Source organism: Pseudomonas sp. v388, assembly GCF_003935425.1.
Taxonomy (GTDB): domain Bacteria; phylum Pseudomonadota; class Gammaproteobacteria; order Pseudomonadales; family Pseudomonadaceae; genus Aquipseudomonas.
Genome location: NZ_RHQN01000003.1, coordinates 579,401 through 599,012 on the forward strand (window position 1 = coordinate 579,401; position 19,612 = coordinate 599,012).

Here is a 19,612-nt window from a genome sequence, read left to right on the forward strand (position 1 = left end):
TGGATCAAACAGGCCGTAAAAAGCGGATCAACTGGTCCGATTCAGAGCACTTGGTTTGTGCGTCGGGCGCGCAGCGTGCGCCGTTCAGGTTCGCGGGCGGATGCCGTCCAGGATCATGCTGCACAGGCTGGCCTGCACCTCTTCGAAAAATTCCGGGTCATTGAGGGTCTTGCCGGTGACGGCCTCGACCTGAGTGCGGAAGTCGGCGTAATGCTGAGTCGTTGCCCACAGAGAGAAAATCAGATGATGCGGATTGACCGGCGCCAGCTGGCCCGCCTCTATCCATTGCTGAATCACCTCAACCTTTCTTTCCACCGTTTCCCGCAACGGATGCTGCAACTGGCCCTGGATCAGCGGCGCGCCCTGCATCACTTCCATGCAGAACAACCGCGACTCGGCAGGATGGTCACGGGACATTTCCAGCTTGGCTCTTATATACGCGCTGATGGCGTCCACCGGGTCCTTGTCGGCGGTGAAGTGCAGCAGGGGCTTGAGCCACACTTCCAGCAGTTGCTGGAGCACGCTCAGGTACAAGTCGTCCTTGCTGCTGAAGTAATAAAGCAGGTTGGTCTTGGACACATCGGCCAGGCTCGCCACCTGATCCAGACTGGTGCCGTGCACACCAAAACGGGAAAAGACTTCAAGCGCTGCATCGAGAATCGTCGCGCGCTTGCTTTCCATCACGCGCAGACGCCGCTTCAAGGACTCCGCGCTGGGCTCGCGGGTCGCCTTGACGGCGGGCTTGGCTTTGGGCGTGACCTTGCGTGCGCGCTTGGCGACGGGCTCGGTCACGGGAGGTTTCTTGTTCACGCGAATCCAACCAGTGATGCCGGAATGAGCGGGCATCTTAACGGCCAAGCGGCTTTTGTCGATACGCCGCGTCGACGCGGCTGGCCGACCGCGAGCATGACCCGTTCGCCGGCGCAAACACGCTCCAACAACGTGCATCGCGCACAAACCAAGTGCTCTAACTCAGACCAAATGGTCTGATTCAACAATATTAAATTCATAACCATCTGATTAAAAACAATAAAAAAACATGGCCCGCTAAATGCAAATGTCGATTGCAATGCCGCCCTCGACCCGGCAGCCATAGACCAACGCAGAGAGGCCTCATATGGACATCGGAATTTTCATCCCCATTGGCAACAACGGCTGGCTGATCTCCAGCAACGCTCCGCAGTACAAGCCGACCTTTGATCTGAACAAAGAGATCGTGCAGAAGGCCGAGCACTACGGCTTCGACTTCGCCCTGTCGATGATCAAACTGCGCGGGTTCGGCGGCAAGACCGAGTTCTGGGAGCACAACCTGGAATCCTTCACGCTCATGGCGGGCCTGGCAGCGGTTACCCGGAAGATTCAGCTGTTCGCCACCGTCGCGACGCTGACCATTCCACCGGCCATCGTCGCGCGCATGGCGTCGACCATCGACTCGATCTCCAACGGGCGCTTCGGCGTCAATCTGGTGACCGGCTGGCAGAAACCCGAATACGAGCAAATGGGCATGTGGCCCGGCGATGAGTTTTTCCACACCCGTTACCAGTACCTGGGCGAATACGCTCAGGTGTTGCGCGATTTATGGGACACCGGTCGCAGCGACTTCAAGGGCGAGCATTTCACCATGGACGACTGCCGGGTCAGCCCGCGCCCCCAGGCGGACATGAAGTTGATCTGTGCCGGTCAAAGCGAAGCGGGCATGGCCTTCTCGGCGCAATACGCCGACTACAACTTCTGCTTCGGCAAAGGCGTAAACACTCCGACCGCTTTTGCGCCGACCGCGCAGAAGCTGATCGAAGCCAACCAGCAGACCGGCCGTAATGTGACTTCCTGCGTGCTGTTCATGATCATCGCCGCCGACACCGACGAAGCGGCACGCGCACGCTGGGAGCACATCAAGGAAGGCGCCGACGAAGAAGCCATTGCCTGGCTGAGCGACAAAGGCTCGGCGGACAAGAGCGCCGGTTCCAACCTGCGGCAGATGGCCGATCCGACCTCGGCGGTCAACATCAACATGGGCACGCTGGTTGGCTCCTGGGCCAGCGTGGCACGGATGCTCGACGAAGTCGCCACCGTTCCCGGCACTCAGGGCGTGATGCTCACCTTCGACGATTTCGTGCAAGGCGTGGAAGACTTCGGCCAGAAGATCCAGCCGCTGATGACCAGCCGCCAGCACATCGACATCGCCACCCTCAAGGAGGCGGTGTAATGAGCGCACCTCTCGCAGGCGCTGGCCTGGACACGCCGGGCGATGCACGCCTGGCCCGCGAACTACCCGCACGCCCCGAAGCGCTGCACATGAAAGTGGCGGAAACCGCGCTGGTGGTGGTGGACATGCAGAACGCCTACGCCTCGCTCGGCGGTTACCTGGACCTGGCCGGTTTCGATGTCAGCAGCACCGCGCCGGTCATCGCCAATATCAACAAGGCCTGTGAAGCCGCCCGCGAAGCCGGCATTCCGGTGATCTTTTTTCAGAACGGCTGGGACCCGGCCTACGTCGAGGCCGGTGGTCCGGGCTCGCCCAACTGGCACAAATCCAACGCCCTGAAAACCATGCGCAAGCGCCCGGAACTGCAAGGCACGTTGCTCGCCAAGGGTGGTTGGGACTACCAACTGGTAGACGAACTCAAGCCGCAGCCCGGCGACATCGTGGTCGCCAAAACCCGCTACAGCGGGTTCTTCAACTCCAGCTTCGACAGCCTGCTGCGCAGCCGGGGCATTCGCAATCTGGTGTTCACCGGCATCGCGACCAACGTCTGCGTGGAATCGACCCTGCGCGACGGCTTTCACCTGGAGTACTTCGGCGTGGTACTGGCCGACGCGACCCACCAGGCCGGGCCTGATTTCGCGCAGCAGGCGGCGCTGTTCAACATCGAAACCTTCTTCGGCTGGGTCTCCAGCGTCGATGACTTCTGCAGCACTTTCCGCCCGCTCGGGCAACCTTCGTGAGGACGTCAGCATGAGCAAGAAAGCGATCATTCCAGTCGGCACCGGCAAGCCCCTCGCACCGTTCGTTCCAGGCTCCATGGCCGACGGCGTGCTGTATGTGTCCGGCACGCTGCCGTTCGACAAGGACAACAACGTAGTGCACGTGGGCGATGCCGCCTCGCAGACCCGTCACGTGCTGGAAACCATCAAGGGCGTGGTGGAAACCGCCGGCGGTACGCTCGACGACGTCACCTTCAACATGATCATGATTCGCGACTGGGCCGACTACGCCAAGGTCAACGAGGTGTACGCCGAGTATTTCGCCGGGGAAAAACCGGCCCGCTATTGCATCCAGTGCGGCCTGGTGAAGCCCGACGCCCTGATCGAGATCGCGAGCATCGCGCACATCGGCTGACTTCTGGAGAAGCGCATGTATCACGAAATCCACGGCCTGCAACAGGCCGACGCCCCCACACTGGTGCTCAGCGCCGGGCTGGGCGGTTCGGGGCGCTATTGGGCGCACGACCTGGACGTTCTGGGTCGCGACTACCGCGTGGTGGTCTACGACCATGCGGGCACCGGACGCAGCCCGGCGAGCCTGCCTGCGGACTATTCGATCCGCCACATGGCGCAGGAACTGGCCACGCTGCTGGACTCGCTGGAAATCCGAGGCTGTCATCTGATCGGTCACGCACTGGGCGGCCTGGTGAGCATGGAGCTGGCGCTGTTGCGCCCCGATCTGCTGAAAAGCCAGGTATTGATCAATGCGTGGAGCAGCATGAATCCGCACAGCGCCCGCTGCTTTTCGGTGCGCAAACAGTTGCTGGCCGGCTGCGGCCCGGCGGCGTATGTACAGGCCCAGGCGCTGTTCCTGTATCCGGCGGACTGGATCGCCGCCAACAGCGAGCGGCTGGCGGCGGACGAGCAGCACGCCCTCGCGCACTTCCCCGATACGGATAATCTGCTGCGGCGGATCAATGCCCTTGAAACCTTCGACATCGAATCACGCCTGGGCGAAATCACAGTGCCGACCCTGCTGATCGCCAACCGCGACGACATGCTGGTGCCGTGGCAGCGCTCCCGGCACCTCGCCGACCACCTGCCCCACGCCGAACTGGTGCTGCTGGAATACGGCGGCCACGCCTCCAGCATCAGCGATCCGCAGCCTTATCGTCATGCCTTGCTCGACTACCTCGGCGCCCGCGCCTGAAAGGAGAATCACATGCACAGCACTCAAGCCGTCATTGCCCAGGACACAATCGTCGACGCCCAGCAATTTCGTGAAGCCATGTCCAGCCTGGCCGCAGCGGTCAATGTGATCACCACCGATGGCGCGTGCGGCCGCGCCGGCTTTACCGCCACTGCCGTGTGCAGCGTGACCGATCAGCCGCCGACGTTGCTGGTCTGCATCAACCGCAACGCGTCGGTCTATGACACGTTTCTGGGCAACGGCACGTTGTGCGTCAATACGTTGGGCAATGACCAGCAAGCGTTGTCCAACGTGTTCGGCGGCAAGACCACGCAGCAGGAACGCTTCGCCCAGGGAGAATGGAGCTGCGGGCTGACCGGGGCACCCAGGCTGGAAAATGCCAAGCTGGCGTTCGACTGCAAGGTCAGCCACTCGGTCAGTGTCGGCACCCATGACATCCTATTCTGCGAGGTGCTGGACATCCGGCACCAGGATGAAGCCGCCGCGTTGGTGTATTTCGGCCGGCGCTACCATGAGCTTTCCGTTGCGACGTGTCTCTAGCCCGATCCTCGGGCAACCGACCACGGTGCCTTACGGTCGAGTCTTCCCATTTGAAGATCGGCCGGTTGCCAACCTATTCATTTGAGGGTAATGATTAACGGAACAGACGGACTTGATTCGAAGTTTTATTCAACTATTTTTTTTCGAGTGTTTGGAACTTATTTTCATGTATATGCAAACACTTGATTTTAAATAGGAAAAATAAAGTCAGGCTTTATTGGCGTCATATAAATGCACATGATTTTTCGCCATCACGCCCCGTATACTGGCCATACGAGATCAGGACGATCCTTAGCCATATGAGGTGACGCCATGCCGTTGATTGATTCCAGAAAAACATCTTGCTGCATGTACAGTCGTGATCTGAATGGCGGAGCCGCGTCTGTCCTGGTGTTCAGTCCCTCAGATGATGCCGCTGGGGGCTGACCATGCTGAAAAAAATTCTTGTATCAGAACTGACGTTGGGGATGCACATCCACAAGTTCTGCCGTCCCTTCATCGATGATCCGTTCTGGATAGAACAGGTCGAGGTGGTGCTGCGCGATGCCAGCGTGCTGGAGCGCATTCAGCAGTCCGATACCGTGGAGGTCTGGATCGACACCCGGCGAGGCAAGGCACCTTTGGAAGCGGCGCCGGTGCTGTCCGCCGATAGCCAGGACGACACCGCGCCGACGAGCCTGGAAAAGGAAGTGGAACGCGCCCGGGAAATCTGTGGCCGGGCCAAGCAGGCGGTCATGACCATGTTCAGCGAAGCCAAGATGGGCCGCGCCATGAACGTGCAGGATGTCGACCTGCTGGTCGAGGAAATTTCCAATTCGATCCTGCGCCACCCTCATGCACTGATCAGCCTGTCACGCCTCAAGACATCAGACGAATACACCTACATGCATTCGGTGGCGGTCTGCGCGCTGATGGTTTCCCTTGCCCGGCGCATGGGCATGCCGGAAGACCAGATCCGCGAAGCCGGCGTTGCCGGGCTGATGCATGACGTCGGCAAGATGATGATCGACCCGGAAATCCTCAACAAGCCGGGCCGCCTGACCCACGAAGAATACGACGCCATGAAATATCACCCGGAAGCGGGCCTGCAGCTGCTCGATGCCAGCCTGCAGGCGAACTCCATGGTCCGGGATGTTTGCCTGCATCACCATGAAAAGGTCGACGGCACCGGCTACCCCCACGGGCTGGCAGGCGATGACATCAGCATCTTTGCCAGGATGGGCGCGGTGTGCGACGTGTACGACGCCGTCACCTCGGACCGGCCCTACAAGAAAGGCTGGGGAGCGGCGCATTCGATTCGCGAGATGGCCTCCTGGAAGGGCCATTTCGATCCGCTGGTGTTCCAGAACTTCGTCAAGACCGTGGGGATTTACCCGGTGGGTGCGATGGTGCGACTGGAGAGCGGGCGACTGGCCGTCGTCATCGAGCAGAATGACCAGACGCTGCTGCTGCCGAAGGTCAAGGCGTTCATGTCCGCCCGCACCCACAAGCGTTTCACGCCCTATGTGGTCGATCTGGCCGACGAAGCCGAGCGCGACGCCATCGTCAGAATCGAAATGCCGGCTGACTGGGAACTGGAAGACGTGGACGAGCTGTGGGGCGCCAGCCGACTCTAGGCTCTGCTGAACAGGCTACGCCCCGTTGCTGCATGAAGGCGTGGGGCGCAGACCCTGTTCGCCGGGTCTGGGTTACAACAATCCCATGGCTTTGGCCCTGGCCACCGCCTGCGTCCGGCGCTCGACGCCCAGTTTGCTGTTGATGTGGCTGGCGTGGGTCTTGACGGTGTGCAGCGAGATGAACAGCTGCTCACTGATTTCCTGATTCGAACACCCTTGTGCGATCAGTTGCAGCACGCCCAGTTCCCGCACGCTGAGCGTGTCGGTGCCCGATGGCGGACCGCCAACGCTCGAGACCGGCAAGCGTTCCAGGAGAAAGTCGCGCACCGGGCACGGCGGCGCACGCAGCAATTGTTCGCGACACCAGCGTGGATGCTCGTCGAGTAACGCCTGAAAGGGTGATAACGCGCCGCCCGACGCAGCACTCAGGCTGCACGCCAGTGACTCGCGGGCCTCGTCGCAACGGGCATTGTCGAGCAGCAGGCCGATCAACTGCACCCGTGCAAACAAGCCGGGCAACAGCGCACCGACCTCCTGCGCCCGTTCTTCAAGCTGGCGCAACCGCTGGCCGCTGGTGTGCGGGTCGCCGCGCAAGCGCTCCAGCACTGCGCGTTGCAGCTCGATATGCTGCGCCAGCTGCGGATGGCATTCCGGCGCGGCGGCGGCCAGCCCACCCCCGTAGGTCTGGGTCAGGCGCAGCAGCCAGGCTTCGGCCAGATCGATGCGCCCCTGCATCAGCCACAGTTCGCACTTGATCAGGGTGATCATCGCCAGGTAATAAATCGGCGGCACGTCCCAGATATGCATCAGCCGTTCCGCCTCGGTCAGCTCGGCGAACGCCTCGGCGTAGCGGCCGGCACGGCCTTCCAGCCCCGCCAGCACGCAATGGCCGATCAAAACACTGATGTCACGGCAGGCACGCGCCTCGTTCAGACCGGCCAGAAGCCGAACGCGCCCCGCGTCCGCCTCCATGCGAAGCGTCAGCAGATAACCTTCGTACAGCGTAAGACGGCCGCGCACCGCGTATAGCCGTGAGGCAGGCAGCCCCTTGAGGCGTTGAAGCCCCTGGCGCACTTCCTCCAGCGCGCGAATGATCTGTCCACGCGCCTGCATGACTCTGGCCCGATCGTAATGCGCCAGTGCTTCGAACAACGGGTTGGCGACGCGCTGCGCGAGTTCCAGCGCATCGCGATTCAAGGCCCGCGCCCGCAACAGGTCGCCTTCGGCGATGGCCAGATTGGCCAGGGTCGAGAGACACACCAGCCGCTGTCCGTAGCGTTTTTCCGGCAAGCTGAGCAAGGCTTCGCCACAGCAGCGACGGGTTCGCTCACTGTCGCCACGCCCTCGGGCGATCACTCCGCTGAGCGCCAGCCACTGGGCAAGCATGGATTTCTGCGCAGACGCCGATGGCGCTGGCAGAAAGCGGCTCAAATGCCGCGCCAGCGCTTCGGCGGCATCCAGTTGGCAAGCCAGCGCCAGCGCCCAGGCGTACAGCACGATCAGCCGGGGCGTGCTGGTCAACAGGCTGTCGGGAAGGTCCATTTTCCAGCGCAGCAGCATGCCGACGTTCTGCTCGGCCAGCAGCTGTTCTTCGGACAGGTTCTGCACCAGATTCGCCGCGACGTCCAGGTGACCGGCGCGCAAGGCTTGCTCTACGGCTTCGTCCAGCAGGCCCTGGGCACTGAACCAGCGGCAGGCATTGAGGTGCAGGCGCGTGAGCCGGGAAGACTCCGCATGCCGGGCGCGCAGCAGATCGGAAAACAGATGGTGGTAACGGAACCAGCGTCCTTCTTCGTCCAGCGGCACCAGGAACACCTGATGGGCCAGCAGATAACCCAGCTTTTCGGCGCTGTCGTGGGCATCCCGGGCCGCGTCGCACAGCTCGGCGCAGAACCGTTCCAGACACGCCGTTTCGTAAAGAAAACCATGAACCTCGGTCGGCAGGCATTCGATGACTTCTTCAAGCAGGTACTCGCGGATCAGCACATCGCCATCGTGCAGGGCGCGCGGCCGCGTCTGTTCCTCGCCCGCCTCGGCTGCCGCCAGCAGCCAGAACCGCAGGCCCGCAACCCAGCCCTCGCTGCGTCGGATCAGGCTGTGCAATGCATCGCTGTCCATCGAGCCGCCATGGCTGTCGAGTACGGCCAGGGATTCGGCATCGGTCAGGCGCAGATCCTGCTCGTTGAGTTCCACCAACTGACGCGACAGGCGCAGGCGTGCCAGATGCCAGTCGGGGCGCTGCCGGCTGGTAACCAGCAACACCAGACCGGCAGGCAGATGATTGAGCAACAGTTGCAGGCAACGGTCCAGTACCGGCCCCTGGGCCAGGTGGTAATCGTCGAGCACCAGTAACAGTGGACGACTGAGCATCAGATGCATCGCCAACTCGTCGAGCAGCCCGTCGAGCCACTCCTCGAAGGCAAACGGCTCATGGCGCTGACGCATTTTGAGCAGGCCCATGGCCTGGGCGCCCAATTGCGGGAAAAACTGCTGCAAACCGCCCAGCAGTCGTTCAAGGAAACGTCCCGGATCTGCATCGCGCGCGCTCAAGCCCAGCCAGACGCTTTGCCAGTCCGTTGAGAGGCTTTGGCAAAACTCCACCGCCAGCGAGCTCTTGCCGAAACCGGCCGGCGCACTGACCAGCAGCAGACGCCCGGCCAACCCGGCCTTGAGCCGTTGGCACAAGCGCGCTCGGGGTACATGGCCATCAGGCAGCGGCGGTCGGAAATATCGCCCTTCCAGTGCGGAAATCGCGCTGTCTGCAAATCCTTGCATTCGGGACAGGTCTGTCATGGCCGGCTCTTGTTGGAGTCATTGTTCGGCGTAACGGCTGTCCGGAGACTAGCGGGTAATCTCGCCCTTTTGTAGGTGATGCCCGACAAGTCTGTAACAAAATTCCTACAATTTATCCCCCGAATGGTGCGTCATGGTTTAGCAGAGTGTTGTGATCCCCGTAGGAGCCAGCCTGCTGGCGAACACCGACTATCAGGCGACACACCTGCTGTGGCTGCACCGCCCTATTCGCCAGCAAGGCGGAACGCCGCCCCGGTGGTTACTACAAAAATGTCCGAACCGTCATGCCGGCAAAGTCAGCGCACACCCTCCTGGCGCAATGCGTTAGGAGTGAAATCGCTGGAGCTGGCGGTGAAGCCAAACTGGTAGGCGCTCTTCTCTTCGTTCTTCATGCCCAGTGCTACATAGCGGCCGGACTGCAGGTCGTAGAGGGTTTCCACCGCATACCAAGGCACCTGTTTGTCGTAGTAGTTCTGGGCATGGGCTTCAGCGACGCGCCACAGTTGGCCGCGACCGTCGTAATGGTCGATGACCGCCGCCTGCCAGGTGTCTTCATCAATGAAGAAGTCACGCTTGGCGTAGATGTGGCGCTGACCTTCCTTCAAGGTGGCAGTGACATGCCAGACCCGGCGTAGCTCGTAGCGAGTCAGGTCCTGGTTGATATGCCCGGCCTTGATCACATCGGCGTACTTGAGCTTCGGGTCATCGAGCTTGTGGCTGTTGGAAGCGATGTACATCTCCTGCTTGCCGATCAGCTTCCAGTCGTAACGGTCCGGCGCGCCGTTGTACATGTCCAGGTTGTCGGAAGTGCGCAGTCCGTCCGACGCGGTGCCCGGCCCGTCATAGGACACCTGCGGCGCACGACGCACGCGTCGCTGACCGGCGTTGTACAGCCACGCCGAACGCGGTTCCGCTACCTGATCCAGAGTTTCGTGGACCAGCAGTACACCACCGGCCAGCCGCGCGGGAGCGGTCACTTCCTGCTTGAAGTAGAACAGGATATTGCCGGGATTCTTCGGGTCATAGTCCTTCATCTTGTCGCGAAACACGAACTGATCGCTGAAATACACCAGGTTGTAGGAGCCATTGGGCTGGGGTGTGGCCTGGGTGACGAAGCGCTTCACACTGCCGCCGCGATAGCGGGTGATGTGGTTCCAGATCACTTCGACCCCGTTGGCCGGGATCGGGAACGGAATGGCGGTATCGAAGTTTTCCAGGCCGCTGCCGCCGCCCACCAGTTTGGTGCTGGTGGCGTTCTTGCGAATGGCGGTGAAGACCTCGTTGGGCACCGTCGCACCGCGATGGGTGGTGTACACCGGAATCCGGTAGCTGTCCGGGTAACGCTTGAACATCGCGTATTGGCCCGGCGCCAGCTTGTCCTTGTACTGCTCGACGTTGGCCGCGGTAATGGTGAACAGCGGCTTCTCGCTGGCATAGGGGTTGGCGAGAAAGCCCTTGCTGTCGACCGCGCCGGCACTGGTCGGCATCGGGCTCCAGGCCGGAATGGTATTGGCGGCGTTACCCGCCTTTTCGGCGCCCATGGGCGTGAGGGTCGTTCCCAGTTTTGCCGCCTCGGATTCGGACACTGCGGCCATGACACTGCCCGCCAGCAACGACACGCCCAACACACCGGCTTGCAACAGACTTTTTGTTATTTTCATGTTTATCGTCATCCCGATACCGTGTTCTTAGAAGTTCATGCCAAAACTGAGCGCCACGAAATCTCGGTCATCGACCGTGGTGTACTTGCCATCGAAGAAGTTGGTGTAGGACAGGTTCGCGGTGTAGGTATTCTGATACTCGGCATCCAGGCCCAGGCTGACGGCCTTGCGGCCTTCCTCGAAGTTGCCGCCAGGGCCGGGCGAGTAGCCCTTGACGTCATGGGACCAGGCCACGCTCGGGCGCAGGTTCACCCCGGCGAAAACGTTGTTGTAGTCCCAGATTGCCCGGGCGCGGTAGCCCCAGGAATTGGAGGTGGTAAAGCCGTCGTCCTCGCAATAGCGGCTCAGGTTGTTCTGCTCGGCACCGGTCAGCGTACCAGCGTTGAGGGTCGCGCACTGCCCGCCCGGCAAAGGGCCTGGGCCGTAGACCGGGTCGCGGCCGTAGCGGATTTTCGAGGTGCTTTCCAGGCCGCCGACGTGTGTCCAGCCCACTTCCCCGACCACGGTCAAGCGCTCGGCACCCATCACCTGGTCGAAGAAGTGCGTGAGCGTGGTTTGCAGCTGGGTGATCTCCTTGCGGCGATAGCCCGGCTGGTCGGTGTTGGGCCGTCCGGCCAGCAACGACACGTTGGGGTTGAGCGGCGAGATACCGGAATACAGGATGTCGGTGGTGTTGACCTGCACCGGCGCATTCGGCCGATAGCTGATCTCGCCGCTCCACGCTGTGCCGGTGCGCAAGGTGGTGGAGAAGCTCAGGCCGTACAGGCGAATGTCTTCGGGGTATTCGACGTAATAGCTGGAATTGCCTGCCACCACCAGCGGCAACAAGGTCGGCGCCAGGCCCGCCGCGACCGACGCGGGAATCCCGTTGCCCACCAGCGATCCCACCAGCCCGGCCGCGCTGAACGACGCCGCCGAGCCGCCGCGCCCGCTGAAGATCGGCGCACGACTGTGATAATTCATCATGTAGGCGCCGAACTCTGTGTCCAGCGGCTCGTAGTTGTAGCGCAGTGCAAAGCCGAACTGGCCGCCGTCGCGGGCATCGCGATCCGGGCCACGTCGTACGATGGCGCCTTCGTCGGGATTGCCGAAGGCCACGCCCTGTTGCGCCAGCGAATTGAAGATCGCCCCGCGCGCGCCGGCCGGCAGACCGGCTGCGGTCAGCGCTGAGTTCAGGCCGCTGCGGCTGCGCAGCACGGCCAGGTTGTTGTCGCAGCCATCGGCGATCACGTCGGGCTGGGAGAAGAACGTGCCGCAGTTGTCGACGACCGTCTGGTCCCACTCCAGCTGATAGAAGCCTTCGGCCGACAGGTTGTCGGTCAGGCTTTGCTGCAGGTAGAACATGTTGACCGGGATCAGGCCTTCCTTGATCTCCGAGCCTGGGCGACGGAACGCCGATACGTCGATGGGGTTGACGCTGTTGATGCCGCCCTGGATGAAGGTGCTTTCACCCCAGCTGATGACCTGTTTGCCGAAACGCACCGCGCCGGGCTGATCGGCAATCGCATAGTTGTGATACACGAATGCGTCGAGCAACTGGAATCCGGAAGACTTGGCGCCTTCCTTGCGGTTCGAATCGCTGATGTCCTTGAACTCGCGGCTTTCATCCTTGAGTTCGAAGTCGTACCAGTACTTGCCGCGCAGGAACACGCCGGTGTCACCGTACTTCAACTCCAGGTCATGCACACCCTTGAAGATCTTGGAGAAGGTTTCGCCACGCTTGAAGTTGAGGTGGCCGTCATCGGAAGTCTGCGACAGACCGCGCCCGCCGTTGTTGGCGCCGATCAGGTTCTTGTTGGCTTTTTCGGTCGACCAGCTGGCGCCCACCGACAGCGAGGAGTCGAAACTGCCTTCGATCTCGCCAATGTTGAAAGTAATGCCGAAGGCCGGGCTGGCAAGCGAAGAGGCAAGGCTCACTGCCAGGGGAAGTTTCGCCCGGCGCCAGAAAGTATGTGCTGTAGTCATCGACGCTACTCCATGTGCTTTTATTGTTATGGCAGTGGGAACTTGAAAAAAAGCGGACCAGCCATCGAATCCGGTAACGGACGGTAGTTATTCGTTCGGACAGCCCCGAATACAGCCTCGAAAGGTCACAACACGAAATGCATGCTTTCGCTCTTGCTCATTCCCTGTGCCGACTATATCCAGCGAGCCGCTGCGCTTGATCCCTCTAAAGTGTGATTTGCAGCATGAAGCCCTCTGGCCCGCCGGTTCCCGAGAGGTCGGCCGGCCAGAAACGCAGGATGGCTTAAATTCAGAATTTGGCAAGCGGCGCCGCTGTGCTGGCGCTGTGACTGCCGCCGTGCCCGGCCGGGCACGGCGCTGGCCGATGTCAGAGCCGGGAAAGAAATGCGCTGTCGCTGTTCTGCCATTCGATGATGTCCAGACGCATGCGCTTCTTGTCGAGTTTTCCTACGCTGGTCTTGGGAATTTCAGTAACAAGCGCAATCTGGCTGGGAATGGCCCACTTGTTGATATGACCTTGCTCGACGAAAGGGCTCAAATGCTGTTTGAGCGCCTGGGCATCGATGCTGTGCCCTTCGCGCACCACCAGCAGAGCAAACGGCCGCTCGCCCCACTGCGCATCGGCAATACCGACCACCGCCACTTCCCGCACCGCCGGGTGACGGCTGCACAGGTCTTCCAGATCCAGGGACGAGATCCACTCGCCACCGGTCTTGATCACATCCTTGATGCGGTCGCGGATGTCGATGAACCCCATACCGTCCAGCGTCGCCACATCGCCGGTGTGCAGCCAGCCGCCGGCCCACAGCTCGGCGCCCTTTTCCGGTTCCCGGTAGTAGCTCTGGGTCAGCCACGGCGCGCGCAAGACCAGCTCGCCCTGGGTCTGCCCGTCGGCCGGCAGGAAATTGCCGTCCTCGTCGACAATGGCGGCGTCCACCAGCATGCCTGGAACACCGGCCTTGATGCGGTACTCGATGCGTTGGTCTTCACTGCCGGCACGCAGTTCTTCGTTCAGGTGAGCCACGGAAATCAGCGGTCCGGTTTCGGACATGCCATACGCAGCGGTCAGTTGAATGCCCTTGGCCCTGGCCGCGTCATACAGGCTGCGGTTCAGCGAGCTGCCGCCGATGATGATTTTCCAGCCGCCGAAATCCGTGTCCTGGGCCGCCTTGGCATTGAGCAGCATTTGCATGATGGTCGGCACGCAGTGGGAAAACGTCACCTTTTCCTTGCGCCACAGCTCGACCAGGAATTCAGGGTCGTAACGGCCGGGGTACACCTGTTTCAGGCCGAGCATGGTCGCTGCATAAGGCACGCCCCAGGCGTGGACGTGAAACATCGGCGTGATGGGCATGTACACATCGTCGGTGCCCAACAGCCGGACACTGTCGATACAGCCCATGATGGTCGCCACGCCCATGGTGTGCAGGACCAGCTGCCGATGGGTGAAGTACACGCCCTTGGGGTTGCCGGTGGTGCCGGTGGTGTAGAAGGTGGTCGCCACCGAGTTTTCGTCGAAGTCCTCGAAGGTGTACTCAGGACTGGCAGCGGCCAGCAGTTCTTCGTATTCACCGACCAGGTTCGGCAGGTCCGCGGTCTTGTCCGGCAGGTCAGTCAGCAGGATGGTTTTCTCGACCGTGGTCAGATGCTCCTGCATGGCCGCGCATAGACCGACGAATTCGCTGTTCACCAGCACCACGCGGTCGTCGGCATGGTTCATGGTGTAGACGATCTGCTCGGGCGAAAGCCGCACGTTGATGGTGTGAATGACCGCACCGATCATCGGGATGGCAAACATGCACTCCAGGTAACGGTGGCTGTCCCAATCCATGACCGCCACGGTGTCGCCGGCCTTCACGCCGGCAGCGGTCAAGACATTGGCCAGGCGGCAGACGCGTTCGTTGAGGGTCTGATAGGTGTAGCGAACAGAATCGCGATAAACGATTTCACGCGTTTTTTCATAGCGGCTGCCGGACATCAGCAGCCGTTTGATCAACAGTGGGTACTGATAGGCGCCGTCGGCGGGCGCAAGAACGCGAGTCTGTAACATATGAATCCCTTTTCAAAGTCCACAGGCGAAGTTTGAAATATGGACTCTGAAACCCGCACTCGCCAGTCGGAGCGCCCAAAGGGCCGACCAGCTGACCAGCGCGGCACAAGCTGGCCCTCAATGCACCTCGGTGAACGCCAGTTTCACACCCAGCGCGACCAGGACGCCGCCCATCGCCCGGTCGAACCAGTGGCCCATGCGAGCAAAGCCTGCACGCACCCGCGCCTGGCTGAACAGCCGCGCCACGATGCAGAACCACGCGGCGGTCGCCACGGCGAGGTAGATGCCGTAGCCGCCCTGCACCAGCAACGGGGTATGGGGATCGATCACCACGGTGAACAGCGACAGGAAGAACAGCGTGGCTTTGGGGTTGAGCCCGTTGGTCACGAAACCGCTGACATAGGCGCCTTTGGCGCTGCGCTCGCTCGATGCGGCCTTGAGCGAATCGTCCGCAGGACCGGCCGGCCTGGCGCGCAGGGCCTTGAAACCGATGTACAGCAGATAGGCCGCCGCAGCCCACTTCAAGGCGTTGAACAGCACGATGGACTGCGAAACGATGAAGCCGATCCCCAGCAGCGAATACCCCACGTGCAGGAAGATCGCCGAACCGACGCCCAAGGCCGCCCAGGTCCCGGCCTTGCGGCCGTGGGCCACGCTCTCGCGCACCACTACGGCGAAATCGGGGCCGGGGCTGGCGACGGCCAACAGGTGAATCAAGGCGACGGTGAGAAATTCTTCCCAGTACATGGGGCCTCCGGGAATGTTGAACAGCATGGGCTCTGATAGGCTCGATACCTTACGCGTCCCACTCACGGCAAAAAAGGTACAGCTATGAGCAATACCGGCAGAGCAGTTTTCCTTGACCATACCTCGCTGGATCTGGGTGACCTGGATCTTGGCGTACTGCGCGAAAGCTTCACGGACTTGCAGCTGCATGCCAGCACCACGCCTGATCAGGTCGCCCGGCGCCTGAGCGGCGCGCAGGTCGCGATTACCAACAAGATCGCCATCGATGCCAGCACGTTCGCTTCCTGTCCCGACCTGAAGCTGGTGCTGGTGACGGCAACCGGCACCAATAACGTTGACCTGGTTTCGGCCCGCGAGCACGGCGTGACGGTGTGCAATTGCCAGGGCTACGGCACGCCGTCGGTGGCCCAGCACACGCTGCTGTTGCTGCTGGCCCTGGCGACTCGCCTGCCCGATTATCAAAAAGCCGTGCAGCAGGGGTTGTGGCAGAAATCATCGCAGTTCTGCCTGCTGGATTTCCCCATCGTCGAGCTGGAAGGCAAGACCCTCGGGCTGCTGGGCCATGGGGAACTGGGCAGCGCGGTGGCAAAGCTGGCCGAGGCATTCGGCATGCGCGTGTTGCTGGGGCAGATTCCCGGCCGCCCGGAACGTCCGGATCGCTTGCCGCTGCGCGAACTCCTGCCGCAGATCGACGCGCTGACCCTGCACTGCCCGTTGAACGAGCACACCCGCAACATGATCGGCGCCCATGAACTGAGCCTGCTCAAGCCCCACGCCTTCATCGTCAACACCGCCCGCGGTGGGCTGATCGATGAACAGGCTCTGGCCGATGCGCTGCGCAATGGTCAGTTGGGCGGCGCGGCCTCGGATGTGCTCAGCGTCGAACCGCCGGTCAACGGCAACCCGCTGCTGGCCGGCGACATCCCGCGCCTGATCATCACCCCGCACAGCGCCTGGGGCGCCCGGGAAGCGCGGCAACGGATCGTCAGCCAGGTCGCTGAAAACGCCCGCGCCTATTTCGCCGGCGAACCGGTGCGGGTAGTGAGCTGATCGCAGATCCGGGGATTGCCTTCGCCAGCAAGCTCCTACAGGCAGGTGGTGTATGGAGCGACTGAACGGGTAGGAGCCATCGGGGCGGCGTTGCGCCTTGCCGGCGAAGGCAGACTGCATCAAACCGCATTGCTGTTAAACTCCGCGCTTTTTTCAGGAGCCCAGTCCATGGACCCGCGCAGTGAAGTGTTACTCCGTCAGGCCGAGTTGTTTGAGGGTTCGGTGCTGCTAGTCGGGTTGCCGGCTGACGATCTGCTGGGCAAGTTGCCGAACGCACGCGGCTGGTGCTGGCATGCAGGTGACCAGGCGGCGCTGGACGCCCGTTTTCCTGAGCGCACACATTTCGGCGTAGAAGCCCCTGAACAACCTTTCGACACAGCGGTCCTGTTCCTGCCCAAGGCGCGGGACCTGACCGACTATCTGCTCAATGCCCTGGCATCCCGCCTGGCCGGTTGCGAGCTGTTTCTGGTCGGCGAGAAACGCGGCGGCATCGAAGCGGCTGCCAAGCAGTTGAGCCCGTTCGGCCGCGCCCGCAAGCTCGACAGCGCCCGCCATTGCCAACTGTGGCAGGTGACGGTCGAACATGCCCCGCAGGCCGTGCCACTGGAAAGCCTCGCCAGGCCCTACCAGATCGACTTGCAGGACGGTCCGTTGACCGTGATCAGCCTGCCCGGCGTGTTCAGCCACGGTCGACTGGACCGTGGCTCGGCACTGCTGCTGGACAACATCGACAAGCTGCCCAGCGGCCATTTGCTGGACTTCGGCTGTGGCGCAGGCGTGCTCGGTGCTGCGGTCAAACGTCGCTACCCGCACAACGAAGTGGTGATGCTCGACGTGGATGCGTTCGCCACTGCCAGTTCACGCCTGACACTGGCTGCCAACGGACTTGAAGCCCAGGTCCTGACCGGCGACGGAATCGATGCAGCGCCCATGGGGTTGAACACCATTCTGAGCAATCCTCCGTTCCATGTCGGGGTGCACACCGACTACCTGGCTACGGAAAACCTGCTGCGAAAAGCGCGTCAACATCTTAAATCAGGGGGCGAATTGCGCCTGGTTGCGAACAACTTCCTGCGCTACCAGCCGCTGATCGAAGAGCACGTCGGAGCCTGTGAAGTCAGGGCTCAGGGCAACGGGTTCAAAATCTACAGCGCCAGGCGTCCCTGAAAATAAGCGCTTGCCGAATGGGTTCTGCGAAGGCAGAATCCGCTCCGTCCTAGGGGAGTAGTCTCCCACGAGCGCCACGCTCGTCCGGCACGCATCAACATACTTGGTCCTCAGACCATGGTGCGTGCGACCCAGAATCCGCTTCAGACGGATCGGTGGTTTGACAAGACCTATGACACGAACACCTTACCCGGGGCGGGGAGGTCGTACGTGTCATAGCCGTGTCGACCCGCCCCTTAGGAAACCTGATGCTGGAATCACTTCTCATCCCTACTGCAGTCGTTGCGCTCGCCGAGATTGGCGACAAGACGCAATTGCTTGCCCTCATCCTGGCTGCTCGCTTTCGCAAACCCTGGCCGATCATCGCCGGCATCGTCGCCGCGACCCTGGCCAACCATGCAGCAGCCGGTGCAGTAGGCGCCTGGGTCGGCAACTTCTTCTCCGATGCAGTGTTGCACTGGATTCTGGCCGCAAGCTTCACCGCCACAGCGCTGTGGACACTGGTTCCAGACAAGATGGACGAGGATGAAGCCAGTACCGCCCGCAAGTTCGGGCCGTTCATGACCACCCTGATCACTTTTTTCATCGCCGAGATCGGCGACAAGACCCAGATCGCGACCGTGATGCTGGCCGCGCAGTATTCGTACCTGTGGCTGGTGATCATCGGCACCACTGTCGGCATGCTGATCGCCAACGTGCCGGTGGTACTGGCCGGCAATTTCGCGGCCGAGAAGCTGCCTCTCACGCTGATTCGTCGACTGGCGGCCAGTGCGTTCTTCGTTCTGGCGCTGGTTGCGGTTTACAAAGCAATGCAGGTCAGCGGTTGGGTTTGATAAGCGAGCGACAAGCTACAAGCGTCGGTGTTGCGCAAATCCGCTTGCAGCTTGAGGCTTGCAGCGTCAGGACTTCGGCGCCTTTTCGTACAACGGCATGACCTTGGGAATGGCCGCTTGCAGGGACGCGATGCGGTTGGCCGAGGCCGGGTGAGTGCTCATGAATTCCGGCTGCGAACCGCCAGCGTTCTGGGTCATCTTCTGCCACAGCGTGATCGCGGCGTTGGGGTTGTAGCCGGCACGAGCGGCCAGTTCCAGGCCCAGCAGATCCGCTTCGTTTTCGTTACTGCGGCTGTTGGGCAGTGTCAGGCTGTAGTTCACCACCGTATCGGCCAGCGCCAGGCTGTCCTGGCCCAGGCCCAGCAATGCACCGGCGCCCTGGCGCGCCATCTGCACACCGTAGGCCTTGGACATCGCTTCGCGACCATGCTCGCGCAGGGCATGGGCAATTTCATGGCCCATGACCGCGGCGATTTCATCGTCGGTCAGCTTCAGTGTGTCGATCAGTCCTGTGTAGAAAATGATCTTGCCGCCCGGGCCGCAATTGGCGTTCAGGTCGTCGCTTTTGATCAGGTTCACTTCCCAATCCCACTGGGCCGCGTCGGCCCGCAACTTGGGCGCCTGGGCAATCAGGCGGTCGGCGATCGCATGCACACGCTTGGCGTCGGCGCTGCTGGTGTCGAGCACGCCTTTGCTGGTGGCCTCGCCTACCGTCTGCTGGTAGGACTGGGCATACATTTTGTTGACCTCGTCGGTCGAGAGCATGCTGAACATGTACTGCTTGCGTTCAACACCCACTGAATCGCCCGAAGTCGTGTTCACGGCCTGGCAGCCGCCGAGCAGTAACGCCGCGCTCAAGGCACTGATTGAGGCACAACGGGCAAATGACTGACGCATGGTGGTTCTCCTGATTGATAAGGCGCTGATCCCGGATTGTGCAGCCACTCCGTGCCATACCCGGTTGATCGCCACATTGGTCACTCGATCGCAGGGATGGTTCCCGGCGGTGTATCGAGGTTGTGTCGAGTATGTATCAGGACGATTAGACAGCCGGG

General features: G+C 61.7%; 16 protein-coding genes and 1 riboswitch. Of the genes, 9 read left to right on the plus strand and 7 right to left on the minus strand.

Features of this window, described 5'->3' with window-relative positions; translation table 11 throughout:
* Positions 1 to 84 precede the first annotated feature (84 nt).
* The gene (rutR, locus tag EGJ27_RS10340; RefSeq protein ID WP_125830626.1) at positions 85 to 846 is read right to left on the minus strand and encodes an HTH-type transcriptional regulator RutR; all 762 of its coding nucleotides are present in this window, start codon (positions 844 to 846) and stop codon (positions 85 to 87) included.
* 271 nt (positions 847 to 1,117) lie between these two features.
* Between rutR and rutA the strand changes: the two genes are divergently transcribed.
* The 6 genes from rutA to EGJ27_RS10370 all read left to right on the plus strand — a co-directional run bounded on the left by rutA (position 1,118) and on the right by EGJ27_RS10370 (position 6,291).
* Complete coding sequence (rutA, locus tag EGJ27_RS10345; RefSeq protein WP_125830627.1) at positions 1,118 to 2,206, plus strand: pyrimidine utilization protein A; 1,089 nt, start codon at positions 1,118 to 1,120, stop codon at positions 2,204 to 2,206.
* Positions 2,206 to 2,946, plus strand: a complete 741-nt coding sequence (gene rutB / locus EGJ27_RS10350; RefSeq protein ID WP_125830628.1) for a pyrimidine utilization protein B — start codon at positions 2,206 to 2,208, stop codon at positions 2,944 to 2,946. The genes rutA and rutB overlap by 1 nt, the downstream gene beginning before the upstream one ends.
* A 10-nt stretch (positions 2,947 to 2,956) precedes the next feature.
* On the plus strand, positions 2,957 to 3,340 hold the full coding sequence (rutC, locus tag EGJ27_RS10355) for a pyrimidine utilization protein C (RefSeq protein WP_125830629.1): 384 nt from the start codon (positions 2,957 to 2,959) through the stop codon (positions 3,338 to 3,340).
* Positions 3,341 to 3,355: 15 nt separating this feature from the next.
* On the plus strand, positions 3,356 to 4,135 hold the full coding sequence (rutD, locus tag EGJ27_RS10360; protein WP_125830630.1) for a pyrimidine utilization protein D: 780 nt from the start codon (positions 3,356 to 3,358) through the stop codon (positions 4,133 to 4,135).
* A 12-nt stretch (positions 4,136 to 4,147) separates the two neighbouring features.
* Positions 4,148 to 4,675, plus strand: a complete 528-nt coding sequence (rutF, locus tag EGJ27_RS10365; protein WP_125830631.1) for an NADH-dependent FMN reductase RutF — start codon at positions 4,148 to 4,150, stop codon at positions 4,673 to 4,675.
* A 428-nt stretch (positions 4,676 to 5,103) separates the two neighbouring features.
* Positions 5,104 to 6,291, plus strand: coding sequence for an HD-GYP domain-containing protein (locus tag EGJ27_RS10370; RefSeq protein ID WP_125830632.1), 1,188 nt, complete (start codon positions 5,104 to 5,106; stop codon positions 6,289 to 6,291).
* A gap of 72 nt (positions 6,292 to 6,363) precedes the next feature.
* Here the strand turns inward: EGJ27_RS10370 and EGJ27_RS10375 are convergent, their stop codons facing one another.
* The 5 genes from EGJ27_RS10375 to EGJ27_RS10395 form a co-directional block, all read right to left on the minus strand.
* Positions 6,364 to 9,084, minus strand: a complete 2,721-nt coding sequence (locus EGJ27_RS10375; RefSeq protein ID WP_125830633.1) for a LuxR C-terminal-related transcriptional regulator — start codon at positions 9,082 to 9,084, stop codon at positions 6,364 to 6,366.
* Positions 9,085 to 9,380: 296 nt separating this feature from the next.
* Positions 9,381 to 10,745 (minus strand): DUF1329 domain-containing protein, encoded by a 1,365-nt coding sequence (locus tag EGJ27_RS10380; protein WP_125830634.1) that lies wholly within the window; start codon positions 10,743 to 10,745, stop codon positions 9,381 to 9,383.
* Positions 10,746 to 10,772: 27 nt separating this feature from the next.
* Positions 10,773 to 12,710: a DUF1302 domain-containing protein gene (locus tag EGJ27_RS10385; protein WP_125830635.1), complete on the minus strand. Its 1,938-nt coding sequence runs from the start codon at positions 12,708 to 12,710 to the stop codon at positions 10,773 to 10,775.
* Between the two features lie 367 nt (positions 12,711 to 13,077).
* Positions 13,078 to 14,760 (minus strand): fatty acid--CoA ligase, encoded by a 1,683-nt coding sequence (locus tag EGJ27_RS10390; RefSeq protein WP_125830636.1) that lies wholly within the window; start codon positions 14,758 to 14,760, stop codon positions 13,078 to 13,080.
* Between the two features lie 117 nt (positions 14,761 to 14,877).
* Positions 14,878 to 15,507, minus strand: coding sequence for a LysE family translocator (locus EGJ27_RS10395; protein WP_125830637.1), 630 nt, complete (start codon positions 15,505 to 15,507; stop codon positions 14,878 to 14,880).
* An 84-nt stretch (positions 15,508 to 15,591) separates the two neighbouring features.
* On the opposite strand from EGJ27_RS10395, the gene EGJ27_RS10400 reads away from it, so the two are divergent.
* From EGJ27_RS10400 to EGJ27_RS10410, 3 genes are all read left to right on the plus strand, one after another.
* The gene (locus EGJ27_RS10400; protein WP_125830638.1) at positions 15,592 to 16,557 is read left to right on the plus strand and encodes a 2-hydroxyacid dehydrogenase; all 966 of its coding nucleotides are present in this window, start codon (positions 15,592 to 15,594) and stop codon (positions 16,555 to 16,557) included.
* A 168-nt stretch (positions 16,558 to 16,725) separates the two neighbouring features.
* Positions 16,726 to 17,724, plus strand: a complete 999-nt coding sequence (locus tag EGJ27_RS10405; protein ID WP_125830639.1) for a methyltransferase — start codon at positions 16,726 to 16,728, stop codon at positions 17,722 to 17,724.
* 40 nt (positions 17,725 to 17,764) lie between these two features.
* Positions 17,765 to 17,953: riboswitch (yybP-ykoY riboswitch) on the plus strand.
* 19 nt (positions 17,954 to 17,972) lie between these two features.
* The gene (locus tag EGJ27_RS10410; RefSeq protein ID WP_125830640.1) at positions 17,973 to 18,557 is read left to right on the plus strand and encodes a TMEM165/GDT1 family protein; all 585 of its coding nucleotides are present in this window, start codon (positions 17,973 to 17,975) and stop codon (positions 18,555 to 18,557) included.
* Positions 18,558 to 18,623: 66 nt separating this feature from the next.
* Here EGJ27_RS10410 and EGJ27_RS10415 read toward each other — a convergent pair whose 3' ends face one another.
* Positions 18,624 to 19,454, minus strand: a complete 831-nt coding sequence (locus tag EGJ27_RS10415) for a M48 family metallopeptidase (protein WP_125830641.1) — start codon at positions 19,452 to 19,454, stop codon at positions 18,624 to 18,626.
* Positions 19,455 to 19,612 lie beyond the last annotated feature (158 nt).